The sequence below is a fragment of the Sphingomonas sp. genome (assembly GCF_036731925.1).
GTDB lineage: Bacteria > Pseudomonadota > Alphaproteobacteria > Sphingomonadales > Sphingomonadaceae > Sphingomonas.
The window spans coordinates 1493332-1517229 of the sequence record NZ_DAINDJ010000002.1 but is presented as its reverse complement, the minus strand read 5'-3'; the positions used below and the strand labels follow the sequence as shown (position 1 = coordinate 1517229).

General features: G+C 68.3%; 22 protein-coding genes. 13 read left to right on the top strand and 9 right to left on the bottom strand.

What is annotated here, in order from left to right; all coding sequences use genetic code 11:
- The first annotated feature begins 8 nt into the window (after window positions 1–8).
- The 3 genes from V7E00_RS16740 (at window position 9) to V7E00_RS16730 (ending at window position 1691) form a co-directional block, all read left to right on the top strand.
- Window positions 9–854, top strand: a complete 846-nt coding sequence (locus V7E00_RS16740) for an oxygenase MpaB family protein (protein WP_333573733.1) — start codon at window positions 9–11, stop codon at window positions 852–854.
- 79 nt (window positions 855–933) lie between these two features.
- On the top strand, window positions 934–1377 hold the full coding sequence (locus tag V7E00_RS16735) for a hypothetical protein (protein WP_333573732.1): 444 nt from the start codon (window positions 934–936) through the stop codon (window positions 1375–1377).
- Window positions 1374–1691, top strand: coding sequence for a winged helix-turn-helix domain-containing protein (locus V7E00_RS16730; protein ID WP_333573731.1), 318 nt, complete (start codon window positions 1374–1376; stop codon window positions 1689–1691). Before V7E00_RS16735 ends, V7E00_RS16730 begins: the two co-directional genes overlap by 4 nt.
- Here V7E00_RS16730 and V7E00_RS16725 read toward each other — a convergent pair.
- Window positions 1675–2346 carry a YoaK family protein gene (locus V7E00_RS16725; protein WP_333573730.1) on the bottom strand — a complete coding sequence of 224 codons (672 nt, stop codon included), beginning with the start codon at window positions 2344–2346 and terminating at the stop codon, window positions 1675–1677. The two genes, V7E00_RS16730 and V7E00_RS16725, sit on opposite strands and share 17 nt — an antisense overlap.
- A gap of 82 nt (window positions 2347–2428) precedes the next feature.
- Here V7E00_RS16725 and V7E00_RS16720 point away from each other — a divergent pair, with 82 nt between their 5' ends.
- Together V7E00_RS16720 and V7E00_RS16715 are read left to right on the top strand one after the other, a co-directional pair.
- The gene (locus tag V7E00_RS16720) at window positions 2429–3064 is read left to right on the top strand and encodes a trimeric intracellular cation channel family protein (RefSeq protein WP_333573729.1); all 636 of its coding nucleotides are present in this window, start codon (window positions 2429–2431) and stop codon (window positions 3062–3064) included.
- 156 nt (window positions 3065–3220) lie between these two features.
- A complete protein-coding gene (locus V7E00_RS16715) occupies window positions 3221–3730 on the top strand; it encodes a PEPxxWA-CTERM sorting domain-containing protein (protein WP_333573728.1) in 510 nt (169 codons plus the stop codon).
- A gap of 88 nt (window positions 3731–3818) precedes the next feature.
- On the opposite strand, the gene V7E00_RS16710 is transcribed toward V7E00_RS16715, so the two are convergent.
- Window positions 3819–4877, bottom strand: coding sequence for a mannose-1-phosphate guanylyltransferase/mannose-6-phosphate isomerase (locus V7E00_RS16710; RefSeq protein ID WP_333573727.1), 1059 nt, complete (start codon window positions 4875–4877; stop codon window positions 3819–3821).
- Window positions 4878–5043: 166 nt separating this feature from the next.
- Between V7E00_RS16710 and V7E00_RS16705 the strand changes: the two genes are divergently transcribed.
- The 3 genes from V7E00_RS16705 to prsR are packed head-to-tail and all read left to right on the top strand — an operon-like array spanning window position 5044 to window position 9823.
- Window positions 5044–6432 (top strand): TIGR03013 family XrtA/PEP-CTERM system glycosyltransferase, encoded by a 1389-nt coding sequence (locus tag V7E00_RS16705; RefSeq protein ID WP_333573726.1) that lies wholly within the window; start codon window positions 5044–5046, stop codon window positions 6430–6432.
- Window positions 6432–8474: an XrtA/PEP-CTERM system histidine kinase PrsK gene (gene prsK, locus V7E00_RS16700; protein ID WP_333573725.1), complete on the top strand. Its 2043-nt coding sequence runs from the start codon at window positions 6432–6434 to the stop codon at window positions 8472–8474. The genes V7E00_RS16705 and prsK overlap by 1 nt, the downstream gene beginning before the upstream one ends.
- Window positions 8471–9823: a PEP-CTERM-box response regulator transcription factor gene (gene prsR / locus V7E00_RS16695; RefSeq protein WP_333573724.1), complete on the top strand. Its 1353-nt coding sequence runs from the start codon at window positions 8471–8473 to the stop codon at window positions 9821–9823. Before prsK ends, prsR begins: the two co-directional genes overlap by 4 nt.
- 42 nt (window positions 9824–9865) lie before the next feature.
- Here prsR and V7E00_RS16690 read toward each other — a convergent pair whose 3' ends face one another.
- Window positions 9866–10543 (bottom strand): c-type cytochrome, encoded by a 678-nt coding sequence (locus V7E00_RS16690; RefSeq protein ID WP_333573723.1) that lies wholly within the window; start codon window positions 10541–10543, stop codon window positions 9866–9868.
- Between the two features lie 102 nt (window positions 10544–10645).
- Between V7E00_RS16690 and V7E00_RS16685 the strand changes: the two genes are divergently transcribed.
- Window positions 10646–11536, top strand: a complete 891-nt coding sequence (locus V7E00_RS16685) for a prephenate dehydratase (RefSeq protein WP_333573722.1) — start codon at window positions 10646–10648, stop codon at window positions 11534–11536.
- 152 nt (window positions 11537–11688) lie between these two features.
- On the opposite strand, the gene nudC is transcribed toward V7E00_RS16685, so the two are convergent.
- The 3 genes from nudC to V7E00_RS16670 are packed head-to-tail and all read right to left on the bottom strand — an operon-like array spanning window position 11689 to window position 14878.
- Window positions 11689–12558, bottom strand: a complete 870-nt coding sequence (nudC, locus tag V7E00_RS16680; RefSeq protein WP_333573721.1) for an NAD(+) diphosphatase — start codon at window positions 12556–12558, stop codon at window positions 11689–11691.
- On the bottom strand, window positions 12555–13838 hold the full coding sequence (locus V7E00_RS16675; RefSeq protein ID WP_333573720.1) for a serine hydrolase domain-containing protein: 1284 nt from the start codon (window positions 13836–13838) through the stop codon (window positions 12555–12557). The genes nudC and V7E00_RS16675 overlap by 4 nt, the downstream gene beginning before the upstream one ends.
- Window positions 13835–14878, bottom strand: coding sequence for an A/G-specific adenine glycosylase (locus V7E00_RS16670; protein ID WP_333573719.1), 1044 nt, complete (start codon window positions 14876–14878; stop codon window positions 13835–13837). Before V7E00_RS16670 ends, V7E00_RS16675 begins: the two co-directional genes overlap by 4 nt.
- 28 nt (window positions 14879–14906) lie before the next feature.
- Here V7E00_RS16670 and V7E00_RS16665 point away from each other — a divergent pair, with 28 nt between their 5' ends.
- The 4 genes from V7E00_RS16665 to V7E00_RS16650 are packed head-to-tail and all read left to right on the top strand — an operon-like array spanning window position 14907 to window position 20353.
- A complete protein-coding gene (locus V7E00_RS16665) occupies window positions 14907–15443 on the top strand; it encodes a DUF721 domain-containing protein (RefSeq protein WP_333573718.1) in 537 nt (178 codons plus the stop codon).
- Between the two features lies 1 nt (window position 15444).
- Complete coding sequence (locus V7E00_RS16660) at window positions 15445–16140, top strand: DsbA family protein (protein WP_333573717.1); 696 nt, start codon at window positions 15445–15447, stop codon at window positions 16138–16140.
- Between the two features lie 24 nt (window positions 16141–16164).
- Entirely contained in the window at window positions 16165–16932 is a 768-nt protein-coding gene (locus tag V7E00_RS16655; protein WP_333573716.1) for a thioredoxin domain-containing protein, read from the top strand.
- Between the two features lie 13 nt (window positions 16933–16945).
- A complete protein-coding gene (locus V7E00_RS16650; RefSeq protein ID WP_333573715.1) occupies window positions 16946–20353 on the top strand; it encodes a chromosome segregation SMC family protein in 3408 nt (1135 codons plus the stop codon).
- An 80-nt stretch (window positions 20354–20433) separates the two neighbouring features.
- Here V7E00_RS16650 and V7E00_RS16645 read toward each other — a convergent pair whose 3' ends face one another.
- The 3 genes from V7E00_RS16645 to pnp form a co-directional block, all read right to left on the bottom strand.
- A complete protein-coding gene (locus tag V7E00_RS16645; RefSeq protein WP_333573714.1) occupies window positions 20434–20865 on the bottom strand; it encodes a hypothetical protein in 432 nt (143 codons plus the stop codon).
- Window positions 20866–20959: 94 nt separating this feature from the next.
- Entirely contained in the window at window positions 20960–21397 is a 438-nt protein-coding gene (locus V7E00_RS16640) for a hemerythrin domain-containing protein (protein WP_333573713.1), read from the bottom strand.
- 157 nt (window positions 21398–21554) lie between these two features.
- Window positions 21555–23894, bottom strand: a complete 2340-nt coding sequence (pnp, locus tag V7E00_RS16635; protein WP_333573712.1) for a polyribonucleotide nucleotidyltransferase — start codon at window positions 23892–23894, stop codon at window positions 21555–21557.
- Between the last annotated feature and the right edge of the window lie 4 nt (window positions 23895–23898).

Below are 23898 nucleotides of genomic sequence, written 5' to 3'. Positions count from 1 at the left end.
TTAAGGGCATGGATTTAGTTGCATTTGCAACCCACAGCGTACGACGCGCGATGATCGGCCAGGTACGTGCGGTGTTCAACGATGCCGCACGTGGCGAAAAGCCCGTCGAGCGCAGTGCCGATGGCCTGTTCACCCCCGATTCGGTGATCTGGCGGGTGCACGGGGACGTTACCACGATGATGGTCGGCGGCGTGGCTGCCCTCTTGCTGCAGATGCTGCATCCGGCGGTGCTGGCCGGCGTTTGGGACCATTCGAAGTTCCGGCACGACATGCTCGGCCGCCTGCGCCGCACCGCGCGCTTCATTGCGTTGACCAGCTACGCATCGCGCGACGAGGCCGAGGCGGCGATCGCGCGGGTGCGTGGCATCCATCACCACATCCGCGGCACCCTGCCCGACGGAACGCCGTACAGCGCCGACGATCCCCGGCTGCTTGCCTGGGTGCACGTCACCGAAGCGGCGAGCTTCCTGGACGGGTGGATCCGCTATGCCGAGCCGGGCATGTTGCGGGGCGACCAGGACCGCTATTTCGCCGAGTTCGCCCAGGTGGCGGAGGCGCTGGGTGCCGAGCCCGTGCCGCGCAGCCGCGCCGAGGCGCAGGCGCTGATCACGGCGATGCGCGGCGAGCTTCGCCACGACGAACGCACCCGCGAGTTCGCCCGGCTGCTGCTCGAACAACCTGCGCCGAATCTGGCTACCAAGCCTTTCCAGGCAATGACCTTCGCCGCCGCAATCGACCTGCTGCCCGGCTGGGCGCGCCAGATGCACCGGCTTTCCACCCCGGCGCTGGCCGCCCCGGCGGTACGCCTGGGCACCCGCGGCGTGGCCGAGACGCTGCGCTGGGCATTTCGCTGACTTTCCACCTCGGAAAGTTTTCACTTTCCAGATTGGCAAAACATGCTATCTCTTTCCATGTCGGAAAGGGAGAAACGCCGTGTCCACTGTCGCCGAAGCCCAGGAAGCCCTGGCCCAGATCCGGGCCAGCCGCGCGCAGCTCGCCCGGGTCGCGCATTGCCCGCCCGCGCGGCACCTCGCCTTCGCCGCGCTGGAGGCGGGGTTCGTCGCCTCACCGGCCGCGGCACCCTATCAGCTGCTCGCCATCGTGCCGCTTCTCCTCGGCCTGGTGCTGATCCTGCGCTGGGATCGTCGCCGGCTGGGCATGTTCATCAACGGCTATCGCCGCGGCCGCACCCGCCGCGTGATTGCCGCCTTTCTGCCGATGGTCCTCGCGCTCTATGGCGCCAGCGTCTATGTCGTCTTCGCCAGGCAGCAAATCTGGCCGGCGCTGCTGCTCGGCGCGGTGATGTTCGGCCTTGCCACCTGGATGAGCCATGTCTGGCAGCGGGTGTTCGTCCGTGAGCTCGAGGCGAGCCTGTGAGCGCGCCGGAATTCGACGCGGTGATCCACCCACCCACCCGGCTGCAGATCATGGCGGTGCTGACCAATGTGCAGGAAGCCGAGTTCGCCACGCTGCGCGACCTCACCAAGGTGAGCGATTCCGTGTTGTCGAAGCACCTCTCGGCGCTGGCCGAACCCGGCTATGTCAAGCTGCGCAAGGCAGCGGCGAACGGGCGGCAGCGGACCTGGGCCTCGGTCACGCGCGCCGGGCGCGCGGCATTCGAGCACCACGTGGCGGCGCTGCAGGCGCTGGCCGGCCTGGTGCCTGCCGAGGCCCTCAGCGCACCAGCGTGAGGTCGGGGCGCCCGCGCGGCTTGGTCATGCTGGCGAGTAACAGCGTCAGCACGGCCGCAAACAGCGGAGCCAGCCACAGCGCGCTCCAGCCCCAGCGGAACTGGCTTTCGGCGCCGATCACCACGCCACTGACGAAGCCGAGCCACAGCGCCAGATAGCGCACCCAGCCGAAGCGGTCGGCATCGCCCATCAGCGCCCCCGCAAGCTTCTGCCCCATCTTCACCAGCGATCCGGTCATGTAGGTGAGCCCGATGGTGACTTCGCCGTCGCGCTGGAACACGCCGTTCTCCGTACCCATTGCGGCGGCGAGCAGCAACAGCACGACCGGGCCGGGCATCAGCATCGCGACGATGGCGGCCAGCGCCAGCAGCAGCGTCACTGCCGCCATCACCGCCGGCTGGTGCCGATGCGGCCGCGCCCGGCCGATGACGCTGGACAGAATTACCCCAGCAACGAAGCTCATCACGAGCGACGCAGCGATCGCGGCATCATGCATGGAGCCGCTGCCCAGGCCGACGCCCAGCCGCGTCGAATTACCGCTCATGAACGAGGCGAAGAAACCGCCCAGGCTGGTGAAGGCGAGCGCATCGACGAAGCCGGCGAGCGCCGCCAGGAGGATCGCGAGGGCGATCAGCGGGGACTCGGTACGTTGCATTCCCCCTCTCTGCCCCAAGCGACCGCGGCTCGCCAAGGGTCCGCGTTTGACTTGAAGACCGGCCACGCGGCAAAGCGAGCGCATGGACAGTTCGGTCGCGGCCCAGATCGGCCCCATCCTCCCTTGGCTCGACCTGTTCGGCATTGCGGTGTTCGCCGCCACCGGCGCGCTGGCCGCGACCCGCCACCAGCAGACCATCGTCACCGCCACCTTCTTCGCGCTGATCACCGGCGTGGGCGGCGGCACGGTGCGCGACCTGCTGATCGGCGCCCCGGTGTTCTGGGTGCACGATGCCACCGTGGCTTCCCTGTGCCTCGGCATGTCGGCCATCGTGTGGATCACACCGCAACATTGGTGGAGCGACCGCACCTTCGCGTGGCTCGATGCGCTGGGGCTGGCCGCGTACGCCGCCTTCGGGGCGGCAAAGTCCCTGGGCTTCGGCATTCCGCCGGTACCTGCGGCGGTGATGGGCGTGGTGACGGCATGCGTCGGCGGCATCATCCGCGACGTGCTGGCCGGTGAGCCGTCGATCCTGATGCGTCCGGAGCTCTATGTGACGGCGGCGGCGCTCACCGCGTCGCTGTATGTGCTGTTGAGCCTGCTGGGGCTGCCGCCCTATGCCGCCGGCCTTGCCTCGGCAGCGGCGGGGTTCGCCCTGCGCGGCGCCGCGATGATCTGGAAATGGGGATTGCCCGCCTATCGCGGCGGCAAGCGCTGACGCGGTTCTCTACCGAGCCGGGGGGCGATTGCGCCAGAACGGGTGCAACCGCGACCGCATTCTTTTCCAACTTCGAAGCAAAGCTGCTATACATGCCGCGCTTTACGCTTGTGCTGCGTACGATCTCACCAAAAAAGATTTTTATTGGAGGATTGCATGAAACGCACGCTCTTCTTGAGCGCTTGCTGCGCCGCTGCAATTTCAGCTGCTTCACCAGCCAATGCGACGCAGTACAATTTTTCAATCACCGGAAGCCAGACGATCAAGTTCGTCCTTGATGCCTCGCCAACGCCGCCGGTTGTCGATCCAGGAAATTATTTCGTGCTCCCCGGAATTACCGGCACCATCAATAACGTCAACACGATGTTCGATCTGGGCTTCGGCAGCCCAAGTTACTACTTCAATTTCGGCCTTATCAACAACGTCGTCGGCTTCGGCTTCGTATCAACCGGCACGAGCCTGTTTACCGGCACCGAATTTGCGCCAACCTTCAAGCTGGGTACGTTCAGCCTCACGCCGAACACACCCGGTCCGGCCTACAGCCTCACTATCTCGGCGGTTCCAGAACCCGCCAGCTGGGCCATGCTGCTGGCGGGCTTCGGCGCGCTCGGCGGGATGGTCCGTCGGCGCCGCGACCTCACCGTGCGGGTGCGCTTCAGCGGCTGATCGCCTCGATCCTGTCGCAACGCAGCCGGTCCGCACGATCGGTTGCGTTGCGTCAGGCCCTCAATCCCGCCGATGACGGTCAGGCGACTTACTCCTTCATCGCGTCGATCAGCTTCTTCACTTCCTGGCTGCGTCCGCGCGGCAGCACCAGCACGTCGGCGCCCGAGACGACGACGATCAGGTCCTGCACGCCGACCAGCGCCACGCGCTTGCCGGGTTCGCTCTGCACCAGGCAGTTGGTCGCCTCGATCGCCACCACGTCGCCGCGCACCACGTTGCCGCCCGCATCGGGGTTGCTGATCGCGTGCAGCGCATCCCAGCTGCCGACGTCGCTCCAGCCCATCGTCACCGGGACGACGGCGACGCGCGGCGCCTTTTCCATCACCGCATAGTCAATCGAATCCGACGGGCAGGCCGCGAAGCTCTGCGCATCGGGGAAGATCCTCGCGCCTTCGCGCCGGGCCTGGTCCATGGACTGCTGCGCTGCCACCAGCATCTCGGGCGCAAACACGCTGAGCGCGCCGAGATACATGTCCGCGCGGAAGAGGAAGATGCCGCCGTTCCAGGCATGATCGCCGGAGGCGAGCATCGCCTCGGCCCGGTCGCGTGGCGGCTTCTCGACGAACCGATCGACCCGGTGGATGCCGGGGGCAAGCTCCTCCTCGCCGATCTTGATCCAGCCATAGCCGGTCTCGGCGGTGTCGGGGGTGATGCCGAAGGTAACCAGCCAGCCTTCGTTGACCAGCGGCAGCGCCGAGTCGATCGCGGCATGAAAGGCGTCCACATCGGAAATCACATGGTCCGAAGGCATCACCAGGATAGGCTCGCTGCCGCCCCCCGCCGCCATCGCCGCCAGCGCGATCGCGGGCGCCGTGTTGCGGCCGATCGGCTCGAGGATCAGTGCCTTCGCCCCGATGCCGACGATGCCAAGCTGCTCTTCCACCAGTTCGGCGTGGAAGGCGTTGGCGACGATGATCGGATCGGTGAATCGTTCTCCCGACGCGCGACGCACGGTCAATTGGAGCATGGTCTCTTCGGCAGTCAGCGACAGCAGCTGCTTGGGCCGTTCCGGACGAGACATGGGCCAAAGGCGCGTTCCCGATCCACCCGATAGGATGACGGGCGTGATCGGTTTCGAGTCCGACATTCGATGAAGCTCCCTCGTTGTACCTGCAAACACTTGCTGGAAAAGCACGTGTGAAACAAGCAGCCGGCAATTTTGTTACGGTCAGTGGAAATTTGCTCCCGGTGAACCGCGTTTGTCGCGGCTACAGTCCGTTTCGTTTACCCTTCTGCGGTATCCAAGTGGCGCCATGATCCGCCTGTTCAAGCATTATGTTCCGAACACCGTGCTGCTGCTCGGTCTGCTGGACATGATCCTGCTGGTGACGGCAGGCGAGCTGGGCTGGCAGCTGCGGGCGCACCAGGCCGGGCTGGACGTAGGCCCCATCCAGGCGCGCGTGCCACAATTGGCGAGCTTCACGCTGGTCCTCGAAACCGCGCTGGTCGCGCTCGGCATCTATGGCGCCGAGGCGCTCCACTCGCTCCGGCAGGCGCTGGTGCGGCTGCTCGTCTCCATCGGGATGGGCGTGCTGGGCCTCAGCGTCCTGTATTTCCTGCTGCCGCCGATAGGCTTCTGGCGCTCCAACCTGCTCTATGCCGCGATCACCGCATTCGTGCTGCTGCTGATGATGCGCGTGCTGCTCGGCAAGACGCTGGGCAGCCAGGCGTTCAAGCGCCGCATCGTCGTGCTCGGCGCCGGCCCGCGTGCAGCGCGGCTGAAGCAGCTCTCCCGCGCGCCGGGGTCCAGCTTCGCGGTGGTCGGCTATGTCGCGATGAGCGAAGCCAACCGCGTGATTCCAGAGGCGATCGCCCGCGACGCGATCTACAATCTCGCCGATCATGTCGTGCTGCTCAACGCCAGCGAAGTGGTGCTCGCGCTGGAGGAACGCCGCAACGCGCTGCCGCTGAAGGACCTGCTCCGCATCAAGACCACCGGCGTGCACGTCAACGAATTCTCGACCTTCCTTGAGCGGGTCACGGGCCGGGTCGACCTCGACAGCGTCAATCCGAGTTGGCTGATCTTCTCCGACGGCTTTTCCTCGGGCCGGCGGTTGTCGGGGCTGTTCAAGCGGCTGTTCGACATCGTCGCCAGCCTCCTCCTGCTGGTGCTCGCGCTTCCCCTGGTGCTCGTCACGGCGGTACTGATCCGGCTGGAGAGCCGCGGCCCCGCCCTGTACCGCCAGCAGCGCGTTGGGCTGTACGGCCAGGCATTCGACGTGCTCAAGCTGCGCTCGATGCGACAGGACGCCGAAGCGCCCGGCGAGGCGGTGTGGGCGGAGAAGGACGATCCGCGCATCACCCGCGTCGGCCGCATCATCCGCAAGATCCGGGTCGACGAACTGCCGCAATGCTGGAGCGTGCTGAAGGGCGAGATGAGCTTTGTCGGCCCTCGTCCGGAACGGCCCAGCTTCGTCGAGAATCTCGAACAGGTCCTTCCCTATTATGCCGAGCGCCACATGGTGAAGCCAGGCATCACCGGCTGGGCGCAGATCAACTATCCCTATGGCGCCTCGATCGACGATGCCCGCCAGAAGCTCGAATACGACCTGTTCTACGCCAAGAATTATTCGCCCTTCCTCGATCTGCTGATTCTGCTGCAGACCGCCCGCGTCATCCTGTTCCCCAGCGGGGCACGTTGATGCTCACTGCCGCGCTGAGCCTGTGGCTGCATGCTCTTGCGGCATTGCTCTTCGCGCTGCTCCCCTTTGGCGCGCTTCGCACCGGCGGCGCGCCGCTGCCCCGCCGCGCGCTGGCGGCGGCGCTGGCGCTGACCGCGCTCGCGGCGCTCGCCACTGCCGGGATCGGCGCGGAAGACGTTGTCACGCGACTCGCCGAGGCGCTGCGGACGCTCGCATGGCTGGCGTTCCTGCTGCTGCTCCACCGCCGCGCGGGCGAGCCGCGCCCGCCGCTGGCGCTCGATACCGTTTACGGCGTCGTGGCCCTGGTGACCGTCGCGGCGACCGCGCTGGACATGATTGCCGCGCAGCCGTCCGCGATCGCCGCCGACGCCGGAGCGGTGGCGTTGCTGCTGCACCTGCTCGTCGCGGTGGGGGTGCTGGTGATGGTGCAGGCGCTGCATGCCGCGCTCGCCCACACCGCCGGAGGCGGGCTGCGCTGGACGGTCGCCGCGCTCGGCGGGTTCTGGTTCACCGAGTTCGCCCTCCTCACCCTCGCCTATCTCGGCGTACCGCTCACCGGGCTGCTGCTCGTCGCGCGCGGGGCCGCGCTGGTCTGCACCGCGGCCGCCATGGGGCTGGGCCTGCAGCGACGCGGCGACTGGCGGGTACGCATGTCTCGCACGGTCGCCTACCAGTCGCTGACGCTCGTGGCGGTCGGGGCCTATTTCGTGCTGCTCGCGCTTGCCACCAGTGCGCTTGCAACGCTGGGCGGCAGCCAGGCGCGGCTGCTCCAGACTGCCTTCGTGTTCGGCGCCACCGCCGCAATCCTCACGCTGGTGTCGAACAGCGCGGTGCGCGGATGGGTGAAGGTGAAGCTGGCCAAGCACCTGTTCCGGCACCGCTATGACTATCGCGCCGAATGGCTGCGCTTCACCGAGACGCTGGGCGCGCCGGGCGCCGCGCCGCTCGACCAGCGCATCGTCCGCGCGCTCGCCGACCTTACAGATTCGCCCTCGGGGCTGCTGCTCGTCGCGGAGGACGGCGCACTGGTGGCCGGTGCGGGCTGGCACTGGGACCGCGCCGCGCTGCCGCTGACGGGCGACGCCGCACTGGCGACGCATCTGGAGACGACCGGCAGGATCATCGAAGTCGATGCCGTCCGGCAGGACCAGGCCGATGCCGCCGATGCCGAGGTGACGCCTGGCTGGATGCGCGATGCCGATGCAGCCTGGGTGGTGGTGCCGCTGCTCCATCGCGGTACGCTGGTCGGCGCGATCCTGCTCGGCCGCCCCGCGCTCGCGCGGCGGCTGGACTGGGAGGATTTCGACCTGCTCAAGGCGGCCGGCCGCCAGGTGGCAAGCTATCTGGCCGAGGCACGGGCGCAAGAGGCGCTGGCGGAAGCGCAGCGCTTCGACGAGTTCAACCGCCGCTTCGCCTTCCTGCTCCACGACATCAAGAACCTGGTCAGCCAGCTTGCGCTCACCGCCCGCAACGCCGAGCGCCACGCCGACAACCCGGCGTTCCGAGCCGACATGATCGCCACCTTGCGCGACTCGTCGGACCGGCTGAACGCGCTGCTCGCCCGGCTCGGCCAGCATCATCGCGGCCGCAGCGAGCCGCCGCGCCCCACGCCGCTGCTGCCCCTGGTCGAGCGCCTCGCCGCCCGTCAGCCGGCGCAGGTGAGGCTGGTATTCGGCGCCGAGCCGATGGTGGCGCTTGCCGAGCCCGGCGCGCTCGAACAGCTGCTCGTCCACCTGATCCAGAACGCCATCGAAGCGAGCCCGGCCGATGCGCCCGTGACGCTCGCGCTCGCCACCGACAAGGAAACCGCCATCATCGACGTGATCGACCGCGGCTGCGGCATGTCGCCCGGCTTCATCCGCAACCGCCTGTTCAAGCCGTTCACTTCGTCCAAGCCGGGCGGCTTCGGGCTCGGCACCTTCGAGGCGCAGCAACTGGTGCAGGGCATGGGCGGGCGGATCGAGGTCAGCTCGCGCGAGGGCCAGGGCACGCGCTTCCGCGTCGTTCTGCGCGCTGCGCCCGCGGTGGAGCAGGCGGCATGACCGAGGCGTTGCCGAAACTGCTCATCGTGGAAGACGACGCGGGGCTGCAGCGCCAGCTGCGCTGGGCCTATGAGGGGTACACGGTCCTCGCCGCCACCACCCGCGACGAGGCGATCACCATGCTGCGCGCCGAGGAGCCCCCGGTCGTCACGCTCGACCTCGGCCTGCCGCCCGATCCCGACGGCACCAGCGAGGGTTTCGCGACGCTGGAGGCGATCCTGAAGCTCGCGCCCGCCACCAAGGTGATCGTCGCCTCCGGGCACTTCGAGCGCGAGTCGATGCGCCGCGCGATCGAGCTCGGTGCCTGGGACTTCTACCAGAAGCCGATCGACATCGATGCGCTGGGGCTGATCGTCGCTCGCGCCTTCCACGTCCATGCGCTCGAAGCGGAGAACCGCCGGCTCGCCGAAAAGGCCGAGGCCAAGGCGGTGCTGGGCGGCATGATCACCGCCGCGCCGGAGATGCTCAAGGTAACGCGCACGATCGAACGCGTGGCGGGGGCCGACGTCTCGGTGATGCTGCTGGGGGCCAGCGGCACCGGCAAGGAGCTGCTCGCCCGCGGGCTGCACGAGGCCAGTCCGCGCAACACCGGCAGCTTCGTCGCGATCAACTGCGCGGCGATCCCTGAGACCCTGCTCGAATCCGAGCTGTTCGGCCATGAAAAGGGCGCGTTCACCGGCGCGGTGAAAACGACCGAGGGCAAGATCGAGCTGGCACAGGGCGGCACGCTGTTCCTGGACGAAGTCGGCGATATCCCGCTGCCGCTGCAGGTGAAGCTGCTGCGCTTCCTGCAGGAGCGGGTGATCGAGCGGATCGGCGGGCGCAAACCCATCCCCGTGGACACGCGCATCGTCTGCGCCACCCACCGCGACCTAGATGCGATGGTGGCGGAGGGACGGTTCCGCGAGGACCTCTACTATCGCCTCGCCGAGATCGTGGTCCGCATCCCCTCGCTGGCCGAGAGGCCGGGCGATGCCGGGCTGCTCGCGCGGCACTTCCTCGCGCGCTACGCCGACCAGATGAAGGCGGGGCAGAAGAGCTTCGCTCCCGACGCGCTGGCGGCGATCGACGGCTGGAGCTGGCCCGGCAATGTTCGCGAGCTGGAGAACCGCATCAAGCGCGCGGTCATCATGGCCGAGGGCAAGACGGTGCACGCCGAGGATCTGGACCTTGCGCCGGGCGACGCCGCCGCGATCAACCTGCGCGCGGTGCGCGAGGCGGCCGATCGCCAGGCGATCCGGCACGCGCTGGCACGCAGCGACGGCAATGTCTCGGCCGCGGCGCGGTTGCTCGGGATCAGCCGGCCGACGCTCTACGATTTGCTGAAGGCGTACGACCTGCAAACCTAGTCCCCCCGCCTGCGGGAGGGGACCAAGAACGGCGACGTCGACTTACTTCTTCTTCTCTGCCTGAATCGCCGCCTGCGGGTCCTTCGACGGTGCGCCCTCGGCCGGCGTGGCCTGCTGGACATTCACCGACACGTCGGCGCCCTCCGCTGCGCTGTTGCTCTGCGCACCGGCATTGTCGGGTGCCGAGCCTGCGGCGGGGGCCGCCGGCAGCGGCAGGTTCGAGCCCTGCTTGTTGAGATAGAGGATCACGTCCGCGCGCAGCTGCGGGTCCGAAATGCCGGCGAAGGTCATCTTGGTGCCTGGTGCGAACTTGCGCGGGTTGGACAGCCACGCGTCCATCTTGTCGAGGTCCCAGGTGCCGCCGACGCCCTTCAGCGCGTCCGAGAAGGCGTAGCCGCCCTTGCCCTGCGCGATGCCCTCGCCCAGCGTGGCGTAGAGGTTCGGGCCGATGCCGTTGGCGCCGCCCTGCGCGATCGTGTGGCACGAGGCGCACTGCTTGAATCCGCTCTCGCCCTTGGCAGCGTCGCCCTTGGCGAGGCGCACCGCCAGCGGCTCGGCAGCCGCGGCGCCGCCGGCTGCGTCTTCGACCGCCTCGACGACATAGCCGGGACGTTCAGGCTTTTCGGAATGGAAGAACTTCGCGCTGACGATCGAAAGTCCCAGGGCGGCGATACCACCCGCCAGCGCCCAACCTGCGATCGTATTGAAGCGATCTTGCATTCATCCGCTCCCACCTGTGCTTTGGTTCATCTTTAGAGCGCGCCCGCGCCGGAAGGCAAGCGGACTTGCGGCGGAGTTCTACGGAGGCTAGCGCGGCCCCCCATGGAGAATTTCGCCGCCCCCGCCCGTCCGATCGTCGCCCGCATGCTCGCCGAGGCCGAAGCGGCACCGGCGCGCGCGGTGGCCTTTCAGGGCGCACCGGGCGCCAATTCTCACGTCGCCGTGCGCGAAGCCTTCCCCGATGCGCTGCCGCTCCCCTGCTTCTCGTTCGACGACGCGATCGACGCGGTGAAGGAAGGCCGGGCCGATCGCGCGATGATCCCGATCGAGAATTCGCTGCATGGTCGCGTGGCGGACATCCACTTCCTGCTGCCGGAATCCGGGCTCTCGATCATCGGCGAGCATTTCCTGGCGATCCGCCACACGCTAATGGGCACCGGGGAAATCGACGGCGTGCGCGAGGCGATGAGCCACCCGCAGGCGCTCGGCCAGTGTCGTCACTGGCTGAAGGCGCACGGCATCGCCCAGGTTGCCTATCCTGACACGGCCGGCGCGGCGGCAATGGTCTCCGAGCTGGCCGATCCCAAGATCGCCGCCCTCGCGCCCGCCCATGCGGCCGAGCTCTATGGCTTGCAGGTGCTGGCCCGCGACATCGCCGATGCCGCGCACAACATGACCCGCTTCGTGGTGCTTTCCCGCGACGCGCCCGCAGTTACCGGCGAAGGGCCTTGCATGACCTCGCTGATTTTCGAGGTGAAGAACATCCCCGCCGCCCTCTACAAGGCGCTGGGCGGCTTCGCCACCAATGGCGTCAACATGACCAAGCTGGAAAGCTACCAGCGCGAGGCGAGCTTCTCGGCGACCGAATTCTATGCGGATATTGTCGGCAGCCCCGACGACCCGGCGGTCGCGCGCGCGATGGAGGAACTTTGCTTCCACTCCAAATGGGTGCGGCTGCTGGGGACCTATCCGCAGGGCCGGGCACGGCCCTGAGATCCTCCCCCGCAGGGGGAGGGGTACCGCCGACGAAGGCGGTGGTGGAGGGGTGTCCCGCTTAAAGCATAATCCCGCCATCGCAGCGGCTTCACCCCTCCGTCAGGGCTTCGGCCTGCCACCTCCGCTTGCAGGGGAGGATTTGGGTGAGCCTACGCCCCCTCGGCCCAGGCCTTGAGCAGCGTATAGGCGATCGCATAGGCCGGCGGTGCCAGGAACGGCGCAGCCGGATCGCGCGCGAGCGCCTGCCGCACCTGCGCGCGATCGAACCAGCCGGCATGTTCCAGCTCGTGCGCGTCGATCGAGATTTCCTCGTCGAGCGCCTCGCCGATGCACGCGATCATTAGCTGCGACGGAAACGGCCAGGGCTGGCTGGCGACATAGCGGACCTTGCCGACATGCACGCCGGCTTCCTCCAGCGTCTCGCGCCGCACCGCATCCTCGATGCTCTCCCCCACTTCGAGGAACCCGGCGAGCGCCGAATAGCGGTGCGGGGGCCAGCTCGGCTGGCGGCCGAGCACCACCCGATCGCCATGTTCGGCAAGCATGATCACCACCGGATCGACGCGCGGATAATGCTCGGTCCCGCAGTTCGGGCAAAGGCGGCCCCAGCCGGCGCGGAAGATGTCAGTCGGGGTACCGCAGCGCGAACAAAAGCCGTTGCGCGCATGCCAGTCGATCAGGCTGCGGGCGGCGGCATAGTTGGCTGCATCCTCGGGCCGGAAGGCATCAAGGATCGGCGAAAGCTCGGGCGGGCGCCCGGGAGGCAGCGGCGTACCCGGTACCAGCGTCTGCACGAAGCGCGGCTCGCCGTCGAGGAAGCCGAGGAACAGCAGCGGCTGGGTCGCGGCATCGAGACCGGTCCACACCAGCCTCCCGTCGCCGTCCAGCTGCGGCACCAGCCCGTCCATCACCAGCAGCCGCGCGCGCGGGTCGGCGAGCGCCGCCGCCAGCAGCTCGGGCTCGTGGCGGACGCGGTCGTCGCGGTCGAGCGTGCCGCCGGTGAAGCCGGGGGCGTTCACTTCGCCAGGTCAGCGTAGACGGCGGTGCGCACCGGCACCTTGAGGCCCAGATCGGCGAGCAGGATGTTGACCATCATCGTCGCGCGGACCTGGTTCTTGGGGTCCACCCAGGCGAAGGTGCCGGCGGCACCGGACCAGCCATAGGTCCCCTTGCCCGCGCCGCCCGGCTGATCCGCGAGAAACACCGAGCCCCCGGCACCGAAGCCCATCGGCACCCCGGTATCGCGCGCCATCACCGCGAGCATGGTCTTGTCGACGCCGGCCGGGAGCAGATCGGACATGGCGAGCGCCACCGTTTCCGGCTTCAGGATGCGCACGCCGTCGAGCGTACCGCCATTCTGCAGCATGTGGAGGAAGCGATCATAGTCGCGGGCCGACGTCGCGAGGCCGGCGCCGCCATAGGGGAAGCTCGGCTTCTTGAGGTAGACCGAGGTCGCGCCCGGATCGATCGGCAGGCGGTTGCTGCCCACTACGGTGTATTCCGTGGCGAGCCGCCCGGCCTCACCCGCCGGCACCGTCCAGTAGCTGGACGTCATCTTGAGGGGGGCAAGGATGCGCGTGTTCACGAAGGTGTCGAACGGCATCCCGCTCGCCACCTCGATCACCCGGCCCAGCACGTCGAGCCCGATCGAATAGCTGAACTTGGCGCCCGGCTCGGCGATCAGCGGCAGCGTCGCGGTGCGGTTGGCGAATTCCTCCAGCGTAGCAGGACGGGCCGGCCGCGCGGTCGCCTCGAACGAATCGCTCACCTGGGCAGGGTTGATGCCGAGCCGGTTATACTCGTTGAGCAGCGGCCCCTTGGTGATGATGTTGTAGCCGAGACCCGCCGTGTGGGTGAGCAGGTTGCGCACCGTGATCGGCCTCGTCGCCGGGCGGCTGGTCAGGTCCTTGTTGGGATCGACCAGCACCTTCATGTCCTTGAACGCCGGGATGAAGTCGCTGATCGGCTGGTCGAGCTTGAGCTTGCCTTCCTCGATCAGGATCATCGCCGCCATACCGGTGATCGGCTTGGTCATCGAATAGACGCGCCACAGCGTGTCGCCGTTGACCTTGGGCGCAGTCGGCTCGTCGGCCATGCGGCCCTCGGCCACCACCGTCGCCGGCCCCTGCCCCTTCGCGTAGGAGATGACGATGCCGGGCACCTTGCCCGACGCGATGGTCTGCTGCGCGAAGGTGCGGACCTGGCTGGGAGCCGACGTGGATGCAGTCTGGGCCTGCACCAGCGGCGCCTGCAGCAGCGCCATTGCCCCGATTAGTCCGAACACTCGCTTGGCCGTCATCGCAGTCTCCGTATCGCTTTGGCCGCCTTGGCAAAGACGGTGGGCAGGCCTGCCGACTCGATATCGGCGACCGGCCACCATTCGCCTGGGGGTGCGCTTGCATGGCGAGGGATTGTTGCAGTCGCAAGCGCGACCTCAAGGTCGAAATGGGTGAAACCGTGACGCACGGTTTCGTTCAACATGCGCCAGTCTTCGTTGGCGGGGGCATCGATGAGCGCAGGGGGCGTTTCGACCCATGGCCCGGTAGGCAGTGCCCGCATGCCGCCGAGCAGCCCTTTGTCCGGCCGCCGGACAAGCAGCACCTCCCCCTCGCGCTCCAGCCAGAACATCGTGCCGTGGCGCTGCGGCTTGGGCGCCTTTCTGGCCTTGACCGGATAGGTCTCGGGATCGCCCTCCGCCCGCGCGGTGCAGCCGAATGCGATCGGGCAGAGCAGGCATTTCGGCGCACGGACGGTGCAGATGCCGCTGCCGAGATCCATCATCGCCTGGGCGAAATCGCCGGCGCGAGCATCGGGGGTGATCGTGTCGGTCCGGCACCGGATCGCCGGGCGCGAACCCGGCAGCGGATCAGCGATCGCGAACAACCGCGTCACCACGCGCTCGACATTGGCGTCCACCACCACCGCCCGCCGCCCGAACGCGATCGCGGCGATGGCGGCGGCGGTATAGTCGCCGATGCCGGGAAGCGCGCGCAAGGCAGCCTCCGTATCGGGCAGGTCGCCTAGCCGCGCCACTTCACGCGCGCAGGCCAGCATGTTGCGGGCGCGGGCATAATAGCCGAGCCCCGCCCAGGCAGCCATCACGTCCGCATCCTCCGCCCCTGCCATCGCGTCGAAGCTCGGCCAGCGCGCCGTGAATTTCTCGAAATAGGGAATCACCGTGGCGACCTGCGTCTGCTGCAGCATCACCTCGGAGAGCCACACCCGATACGGATCTGTCGCATTGGCGCCCGGCGGTGCGCGCCAGGGTAGGCGGCGGGCATGGGCGTCGTACCAGGCGAGCAGGGCGGGGGCGATCGATTCAGGAGCGTTGTCGGGCACGCCCCGCCTATGGCATGGGGGAGCCGATATGACGAAGCCCCCGCGTACCACAACCCGCCAGCCGCGCCCGGCGCCGCAACGCTCGAACCGCGTGCGCGCCGTATCCGAGCTGCTGCCGGACGTGGGCGGCGCGGCTTTCCGCAAGTTCGGCTTCGTCCAGTCCGCCGTGGTCAGCCGCTGGAGCGAGATCGTCGGCGAGCGCTATGCCCGCGTCTCTGCCCCCGAATCGATTCGCTTCCCCCGCGGCAAGCGCGAGGAGGGCGTGCTGGCGCTCACCGTATCGGGTGCCTTTGCCCCGATGATGCAGCATATCGCGCCCGAGATCATCGAGCGGGTGAACCGCTTCTTCGGCTATCCCGCCGTCGCCAAGCTGGCCATCCGCCACGGCGACCTGCGCGCACCCAAGGCCAAGCCAGCCCCGCCGCCCAGCCTGAAGCCGCTGCCGGAAGCGATGGGCGACAGCCTGCGCGGCATCGCCGATCCGGAGCTGCGTGCAGTGCTCGAATCGCTCGCGGCAGGTGTCGCAGCGCAGGACGAAACGCCGGTGTTCGGCCGGATCGATTGAGATGATGCAGCGACTCTTCACCCTGATGCTGGCCCTGGTGCCGCTGTTCGCCCTCGGCGCCGCTCCGGCCCCGCAGCCCAGCTGGCTGACCACCGTGGTGGCGACACCCGAGGGCGGCTATCGCCAGGGCAACCCGAACGCGCCGATCAAGCTGATCGAATATGGCTCGCGCACCTGCCCGACGTGTGGCCGCTTCGCGCACGAGGGCATGAAGCCGCTGCGCGACCAATATATCGCCACGGGCAAGGTCAGCTACGAGTATCGCGACTATCTGGTGCACGGTGCGCCGGACCTGGCGCTGGCGCTGCTGAACCAGTGCGTCGGCACACAGCGCTTCTTCCCGGTGCTCGACGCGATCTACGCCAACCAGCCCAAGTTCGAAGAGAAGCTGATCGCGCTGGAGAAGACGCCCGCCACGCTGGAGGCCTGGCAGAAGCTGCCGCCGCCGCAGATGGCGACGCGCTTCGCCGAGAATATGGGCATGATCGCCTTCCTCAAGACGCAAGGGCTGCCCGAGGCCAAGGCCCGCCAGTGCCTCGCCGACCCCAAGGCAATCGCGCGCATCGCCAAGACCCAGGCGGACGGGGCCAATCTCTACAAGGTGGACGGCACCCCGAGCTTCTTCGTCAACGGCCGGCGGGTGCGCGCCTTCACCTGGCCCTATCTCGAGCCCGAACTGCGCGCCGCCGGCGCCTGAACCTTTCGTAACCCGGAGAACTCCATGCGTTTCGCCCTTGCGCTCCTTCCCATCCTGGCGCTCGCCGCCTGCAACGGCGGGGACAAGTCCGCCGGCGGCACCGGCAACGGCAGCGCCGCCGTGCAGGCCTCGGCACCGGTCGCCGGAGCGGCAGCCCCCGCCGGCAAGCAATGGGCCGATGTGGTCGAGAAGACCAAGGACAACGGCTTCCGCCAGGGCAACCCGAACGCGCCGATCAAGCTGGTCGAATATGGCTCGCGCATGTGCCCGTTCTGCGCGCAGTTCGGCACCACCGGCGTCGGCCCCTTGCGTGAAAAGTACATCGCGACCGGCAAGGTCAGCTATGAATATCGCGATTTCCTGATCCACGGCGCACCCGATCTCGCGCTCGCGCTGCTCAACCAGTGCGTGCCGGCCGACGCCTTCTTCCCGACGCTCGACCAGATCTATGCCGGCCAGGAAGAATTCGAGAAGAAGATCATGGCGCTCCAGCAGACGAACCCGCAGGTGCTGGACCAGATCCAGCAGATGCCGCCGCCCCAGGCCGCGGCGGGCTTCGCCCAGGCGCTGGGCATGGTCGACTTCATGAAGCAGCGCGGCCTGCCCGAGGCGCAGGCCAAGGCGTGCCTCGCCGACCAGAAGCAGATCGAGACGATCGCCAAGGTCAATGCCGACGGCGCCAACGTCTATGGCGTGAACTCGACCCCGACCTTCTTCATCAACGGCCAGAAGACCGAGGTGAACGACTGGGCCGGCCTGGAGCCGCTGCTCCAGAAGGCCGGCGCACGCTGATCGACCACATTCCATGCAGATAAAGCGGCTGCGGCTGACGGGCTTCAAGAGCTTCGTCGACCCGGCCGATCTGCGGATCGAACCGGGGCTGACGGGAATCGTCGGCCCCAATGGCTGCGGCAAGTCCAATCTGCTCGAAGCGCTGCGCTGGGTAATGGGGGAGACCAGCGCCAAATCGATGCGCGGCGCGGGCATGGAAGACGTGATCTTCGCCGGCACCGCGACGCGGCCGCAGCGCGACTTCGCCGAAGTGGCGGTGGTCGCGGACCTGCCCGAGCAGCAGGACGAGCTGGAGATCATCCGCCGCATCGAACGCGGCGCCGGATCCGCCTATCGCATCAACGGCCGCGACGTGCGCGCCAAGGACGTGGCGCTGGCATTCGCAGACGCCGCGACCGGGGCGCATTCGCCCGCGCTGGTCAGCCAGGGCCGGATCGGCGCGATCATCGCCGCCAAGCCGGGCGAGCGCCGCGCGATGCTGGAGGAAGCCGCCGGGATCGCCGGTCTCCATGTCCGCCGCCGTGATGCCGAACAGAAGCTGCGCGCGACCGAGACCAACCTCACCCGGCTCGACGAGCTGATCGGCGAACAGGAGCAGCGCGCCGCAGCACTCAAGCGCCAGGCCCGCCAGGCCGAGCGCTATCGCGAGCTTTCCGATCGCATCCGCGTCGCCGAAGCGCGGATGATCTTCGCCCGCTGGCGCGATGCGGCAATGGCGGCCGATGTCGCGCGCAAGGAAGCCGCCGAAGCCGAGTCCCTGGTTACCGAGCGCACCGCCGCACAGGCGGAGGCCGAGGCGGCCCAGCTGGCGGCGGCCGACGCGGTCGGCACCTTCCGCGCCGAGGCGCTTCGGCTTCGCGACGCCGCCAGCGACGCCCAGCACCGCCTGCAGACGCTGCGCAATGCCCGCCACGGCGTCGAGCGCCGGATCGCCGAGCTGGCCGAAGCGAGCCGGCGGCTGGAGACCGACCGGTCGCGCGAAGCCGCGCTGGCGCGCGACGCCGCCGAGGCGATCGAACGGCTGACCACCGAACAATCGACGCTCGACACGCGGATTGCCGAGGCGGGCGCCCGTGCGCCCTTGCTCGATGCGGCGCTCGCCGAAGCGGAGCGCGCCGCCCGCGACGCCGAGGTCGTGCTCTCCCAGGCGCTCGCCCAGCAGGCGAGCGAGGCGGCGGAGGTACGCGTCGCCGACGCGGCACTGGCGGCGGCGCGCGGCCGGGTCGAGCGCAGCGCGCGCGACATCGCCCGAATCGAAGCCGAGGCCCGGGCGCTGAGCGACGCCGCGCCGCTCCACGCCGACCGGCAGCGCGCGCGCGACGCACGGGCGGAAGCCCAGCGCCAGGCGGATGCCGCACGCGACGCCCTTACCCGCGCCGATGCCGAGGAGCGGGCGGCGATCGAAGCGCGCAACGCCGCCCAGGCGGCGCGGGCAACCGCGCATGCCGAACTCGCCCAGATCGACAGCGAAGCGACCGCGCTCGCCAAGGCGACCAGGCCCTCGGGCAAGGACCGACTGCTCGACCGGGTGACCGTCGCGGCAGGCTATGAGCGGGCGCTGGCCGCGGCGCTGGGCGACGATCTCGAGGCAGGACTCGATGCCGGCGCCGAACGCCACTGGGGCGGGGCCGAGCCGTTGCCGTCCGACCCTCTCCCGCCCCCCGGCACGTCGCCGCTCGCCGCGCACGTCACCGCGCCCGCTGAACTGGCACGGCGGCTGGCACAGGTGCTGGTGTGCGAAACCGACGACGGCAGCCCGCTCGCCGCCGGGCAGCGGCTGGTGACGCTGCAGGGCGTGCTGCGCCGCTGGGACGGCTATCGCGCGCGCTCGGGCGGTGCGGCGGCGGCAGAGCGGCTGGAGCGGGTGAACCGGCTCGCCGCACTGGAGCAGGCGCGCCCCGCTGCGCAGGCCGCGCTGGAGGCCGCGGCCGCCGAACTCAGCCGGATCGAAGCCGCCATCGCCGAGGCGCGCCGCAGCGCTGTCGAAAGTCGCAAGCAGCTCGATCGCGCCGATCTTGCCGCGCGCGAGGCCGGCCGCGCCGAGGATCGCGCCGCAAGCCAGCTGGAGCGGCTGGAATCTCAGCGTGCCGACCTGGAGACGCGCCGCGCCCGCATCGCCGCCGAGGCCGAGGAAGCGGGTGCCGATCTCGCCCGCGCCGAGGCGGTGAAGGCCGCGTTGCCCGATGGCGCGGAGACGCGCGTCAAGGTGGCGGCGCTGTCCCGCGACGCCGATCTGGCCCGCGCCGCGGTGGCGACCGCCCGGACGGAGCGCACCTCCCTGGACCGCGATCTGGCGCAGGCCCGCGAGCGGCTCGCCGCCGCGGCAGCCGAGGCGAAGAGCTGGTCCGCCCGCGCCGCGGACGCTACCCGCAGGTCTGCCGAGATGGACGAGCGGGCAGCGACGCTCGCGCAGGAACGCGAGGCGATCGCCACCCGGCCCGCCCAAATCGCATCGCAGCTCGCCGAGGCAGAGGCTGCCAACGAAGCGATGAAGCGCGATTCGGCTGCCGCGCAGGCGGCCGAACGCGAAGCCGAGGCCGCGTTGCGCGCCGCGGAGGCCGTACTGCGCAAGGCGAGCGAAACCCTTTCCGAAGCCCGTGAGCGCCGGGCCGGCGCCGCCGCCCGCGCCGAAAGCCAGGACCTACGCCGCGTGGAGATGGGCCGCGTATCCGGCGAACGCTTTGAATGCCCGCCGCCGTTGCTCCCCGTGCGGCTCGCCTTCGAGCCCGCCAGCGTGCGCACACCGCAGGAGGAATCCGCCGGGCTCGAGAAGCTGAGCACCGATCGCGAGCGGCTGGGCCCGGTCAACCTCGTCGCCGAAACCGAATTGGCCGCGCTGGAGGCATCGTTCGGCACCAACGCAAAGGAACGGGACGAGCTGATCCAGGCGGTCAACCGGCTGCGCGGCTCGATCGGCACGCTCAACCGCGAGGGGCGGCAGCGGCTGCTCGCCGCGTTCGAGGCGGTCGACCAGCATTTTCGCCGGCTCTTCACCACGCTGTTCAACGGCGGCCAGGCGCACTTGGCGCTGATCGACTCGGACGATCCGCTGGAGGCGGGACTGGAGATTATGGCGCAGCCGCCGGGCAAGAAGCTGCAATCGCTCACCCTGCTGTCGGGCGGCGAGCAGGCGCTGACCGCGGTCGCGCTGATCTTCGCGCTGTTCCTCACCAAGCCCTCGCCGATCTGCGTGCTCGACGAAGTCGACGCGCCGCTCGACGACGCCAATGTGGACCGCTTCTGCGACCTGCTGGAGGCGATGACCCGCGAAACCGCGACGCGCTACCTGATCGTCACCCACAATGCCGCGACGATGGCGCGGATGCACCGGCTGTTCGGGGTGACGATGGTCGAGCGCGGCGTCAGCCGGCTGGTATCGGTGGACCTTGGCGGCGCGACGAGTTTGCTGGCAGCGGAATAGGGGAAAGCATCGCGTGGGGACCGCCGGCGTTCATGCAGAGTAGGGGTATGGCGGCGTTTGGTGAAAAGCTGACATAACCGCTAACGTGATTTCCAAACCAAACGTGCGAAGTCGAGGGCTGATGGCGCCCCCGGGGCCTCAAGCTTGGCCAAGTTGCAAAACGGATCGAGTGCCTCCCCCCCAGATGGCGACGCAGCCGCATCTGCGGGCGTTCGTTCACCTGTTGGAACCTCACCGGCATAGTTCTGGGAGCCCAATATCTGGGCAGTACGCGCCTCACAATCGGCGCGAACATCCATAATCGTGTAGGTCAGCACCGGTGCAAGCGGTTGAGCCTTAGGCACCAGCAGCATCGCCACTTCCACGATCGATCCAGTGCGCTTCGCGTCTCCAACATTCAACGCGACGACCAGTTGATCCGAGCGCTTGTACTCGCGCCATTCTTCTTGCTGCGCTGCATTGGCACAGGCGAACGGTAGAATCATGGCCGTCCAGCAAAGTCTGCCGTTCATCGATCGCTACTCCCCTTGATCTCGCGATCGTAGGTGCTGTCCCGAATGTCCGCAATTGAGCGAAGCGGACCTACCGCAAGCCGCCCTCGTCGCCTCAATGCTTGGTCTGGAAGCTCGGCTCGCCCTGCAGCGCGGCGGCGACCAGCAGGCTTTCTTCCAGCTTCACGCGGTTGCGCAGGCGGGGCAGCATCGCGCGGCTGGCGTCGGCGAAGCCCTGGCGGTCGGCGGCGATCTGCTCGGGGGTCCAGAACAGCAGATAGTCCTGCCAGTTCGCCTTCAGCCGCTCGAAATCCTCGCGGACCTGATCGACCTTGGCACGGGAGAGCCCCGGCCTGGCCGACAAGGCGAGTTCGTAGATGGTGACGTCTTCGCGCGACAGGTGGTCGGCGACACAGTTCAGCAAATGATCGAGCGCGGTGGAAAGCTCGCCGGGAGGCGCATCGCTTTCGAGAAGGCCGGATAGTCGCCGCGCGAGGATGTCGATCATCTCGTGATCGTGCCGCAGTTCGGCGATCGTCGTCGTAGCCATCATCGTCCCGCCCTCAGTCTATCGTCGCGAAGCTCCGCTTCCATTTCCCCCCGGCAAACTACCTAGCGCGATTCCACGTCCGGTGAAACCGCCAAACAGAGTTAAAAAAAGGGGCCCGGCAATGCCGGACCCCTTCGTTTCTTGCGCGTATCGCGGAAGATCAGTCGCGATCGCCGGTCAGGAACGCGGGCAGGCCGATGTCGCCGCCGTCGTCCTTGCCGCCTTCGCTGCGCTCGCCGCGCGGCTTGTCGCCACGGTCGCGGCGGGGGCCACGCTCGCCGCGCTCGCCGCCGCGGCCGCCCTCGCGACGGCGGTCGCCGCCGCGATCGCCACGGTCACCGCGGTCACCGCGATCGCCACGCGGCTCGCGCGGTTCGCGGGCCGGACGCGAATCTTCCAGCTCGGCACCGGTTTCCTGGTCGACGACGCGCATCGACAGGCGGACCTTGCCGCGCGGATCGATCTCGAGGACCTTGACCTTGACTTCCTGGCCTTCGCTCAGGACGTCCGAAACCTTCTCGACGCGCTCGTTCTTGATCTCCGAGACGTGGACGAGACCGTCCTTGCCGCCCATGAAGTTCACGAACGCACCGAAATCGACGAGGTTGACGACCTTGCCGTTGTAGATCTTGCCGACTTCGGCTTCCTCGACGAGGCCCTTGATCCACTTGATCGCGGCTTCGATCTGCGCCGGATCCGACGAGCTGACCTTGATCACGCCCTCGTCGTCGATGTCGACCTTGGCGCCGGTGGTGGCGACGATCTCGCGGATCACCTTGCCGCCGGTGCCGATCACTTCACGGATCTTCGACTTGTCGATCGTGAAGGTCTCGATGCGCGGGGCGTGCGCGGAGAGCTCGGCACGAACTTCGCCCAGCGCCTTGTTCATCTCACCCAGGATGTGCGCGCGACCGGCCTTCGCCTGGTTGAGCGCCGCCTCGAAGATCTCCTTGGTGATGCCGGCGATCTTGATGTCCATCTGCATCGTGGTGATGCCTTCGGACGTGCCGGCGACCTTGAAGTCCATGTCGCCCAGGTGATCTTCGTCACCCAGGATGTCGGACAGGATCGCGTAATCCTTGCCCTCGAGGATCAGGCCCATGGCGATGCCCGAGACCGGACGCTTGATCGGCACGCCGGCGTCCATCATCGCGAGGCTGCCGCCGCACACCGATGCCATCGACGACGAGCCGTTCGACTCGGTGATGTCGCTGGTCAGGCGGATCGTGTAGGGGAAGTCTTCCTTGGCGGGCAGCACCGGGTGCAGCGCGCGCCAGGCCAGCTTGCCATGGCCGACTTCACGACGGCCCGGCGCGCCGAAGCGGCCGACTTCGCCGACCGAATAGGGCGGGAAGTTATAGTGCAGCATGAAGTTCTGGTAGCTGAGGCCGTTCAGGCCATCGATCATCTGCTCGGCGTCCTTGGTGCCGAGGGTGCAGGTGGCGATGGTCTGGGTCTCGCCGCGGGTGAACAGGGCGGAGCCGTGCGCACGCGGGAGGAAGTGCGTCTCTGCCTCGATCGGGCGGATCTGCGTGGTGGTGCGGCCGTCGATGCGCTTGCCGTCCTTGAGGATGGCGGTGCGGACGATCTCGGCTTCCAGCTTCTTGGTCAGCTTGATGCCGGCCATGACTTCCTGCGGGCTCAGGCCGTCCTCGGTGAACTGCGCCTTCGCCTTGGCACGCGCCTCGTTCAGCGCGTTCGAGCGGGCCGACTTGTCGGTCAGCTTGTAGGCGGCGGCGATGTCCTTGCCGATCAGCTTCTTGATCTTGTCCTTGAGCTTGGCGTTGTCGTCCGACGACGCCATTTCCCACGGATCCTTGGCGGCCTGCTCGGCGAGCTTGACGATCGCCTTGACGATTTCGCGGCAGGCATCGTGCGCGAACAGCACGGCGCCGAGCATGATTTCTTCCGAAAGCTCCTTGGCTTCGGATTCGACCATCATCACCGCGTCATAGGTGGCGGCGACGACGAGATCGAGCTCGCCCTCGGCAACCTGCGCGTCGGTCGGATTGAGGATATACTCGCCGTTGATGTAGCCGACGCGCGCCGCGCCGATCGGGCCCATGAAGGGCACGCCCGACAGGGTGAGCGCGGCCGAGGCGGCGATCATCGAAAGGATGTCGGGCTCGTTCTCGCCGTCATAGCTCAGCACCTGAGCGATGGCGTTGATCTCGTTGTAGAAGCCTTCCGGGAACAGCGGACGGATCGGGCGGTCGATGAGGCGGGAGACCAGCGTCTCCTTCTCGGTGGCGCCGCGCTCGCGCTTGAAGAAGCCACCCGGGATGCGACCGGCGGCCGAGAATTTTTCCTGGTAGTGGACGGTCAGCGGGAAGAAGTCCTGGCCTTCCTTCACCGACTTGGCGGCGGTGACCGCGCACAGCACCACGGTTTCGCCGAGGGTCGCGATCACCGCGCCGTCGGCCTGGCGGGCAACCTTGCCCGTTTCGAGAGTCAGCGTCTTGCCGCCCCACTCGATCGATACAGTCTTCTTGTCGAACATGTCG

Coding starts and splice junctions, on each gene's coding strand:
- V7E00_RS16740 (WP_333573733.1), top strand. CDS start 9: ATGGATTTAGTTGCATTTGCAACCCACAGCGTACGACGCGCGATGATC.
- V7E00_RS16725 (WP_333573730.1), bottom strand. CDS start 2,346: ATGCAACGTACCGAGTCCCCGCTGATCGCCCTCGCGATCCTCCTGGCG.
- V7E00_RS16720 (WP_333573729.1), top strand. CDS start 2,429: ATGGACAGTTCGGTCGCGGCCCAGATCGGCCCCATCCTCCCTTGGCTC.
- V7E00_RS16715 (WP_333573728.1), top strand. CDS start 3,221: ATGAAACGCACGCTCTTCTTGAGCGCTTGCTGCGCCGCTGCAATTTCA.
- V7E00_RS16710 (WP_333573727.1), bottom strand. CDS start 4,877: ATGTCGGACTCGAAACCGATCACGCCCGTCATCCTATCGGGTGGATCG.
- V7E00_RS16705 (WP_333573726.1), top strand. CDS start 5,044: ATGATCCGCCTGTTCAAGCATTATGTTCCGAACACCGTGCTGCTGCTC.
- prsK (WP_333573725.1), top strand. CDS start 6,432: ATGCTCACTGCCGCGCTGAGCCTGTGGCTGCATGCTCTTGCGGCATTG.
- prsR (WP_333573724.1), top strand. CDS start 8,471: ATGACCGAGGCGTTGCCGAAACTGCTCATCGTGGAAGACGACGCGGGG.
- V7E00_RS16690 (WP_333573723.1), bottom strand. CDS start 10,543: ATGCAAGATCGCTTCAATACGATCGCAGGTTGGGCGCTGGCGGGTGGT.
- V7E00_RS16685 (WP_333573722.1), top strand. CDS start 10,646: ATGGAGAATTTCGCCGCCCCCGCCCGTCCGATCGTCGCCCGCATGCTC.
- V7E00_RS16675 (WP_333573720.1), bottom strand. CDS start 13,838: ATGACGGCCAAGCGAGTGTTCGGACTAATCGGGGCAATGGCGCTGCTG.
- V7E00_RS16665 (WP_333573718.1), top strand. CDS start 14,907: ATGACGAAGCCCCCGCGTACCACAACCCGCCAGCCGCGCCCGGCGCCG.
- V7E00_RS16660 (WP_333573717.1), top strand. CDS start 15,445: ATGATGCAGCGACTCTTCACCCTGATGCTGGCCCTGGTGCCGCTGTTC.
- V7E00_RS16655 (WP_333573716.1), top strand. CDS start 16,165: ATGCGTTTCGCCCTTGCGCTCCTTCCCATCCTGGCGCTCGCCGCCTGC.
- V7E00_RS16650 (WP_333573715.1), top strand. CDS start 16,946: ATGCAGATAAAGCGGCTGCGGCTGACGGGCTTCAAGAGCTTCGTCGAC.
- V7E00_RS16645 (WP_333573714.1), bottom strand. CDS start 20,865: ATGAACGGCAGACTTTGCTGGACGGCCATGATTCTACCGTTCGCCTGT.
- V7E00_RS16640 (WP_333573713.1), bottom strand. CDS start 21,397: ATGATGGCTACGACGACGATCGCCGAACTGCGGCACGATCACGAGATG.
- pnp (WP_333573712.1), bottom strand. CDS start 23,894: ATGTTCGACAAGAAGACTGTATCGATCGAGTGGGGCGGCAAGACGCTG.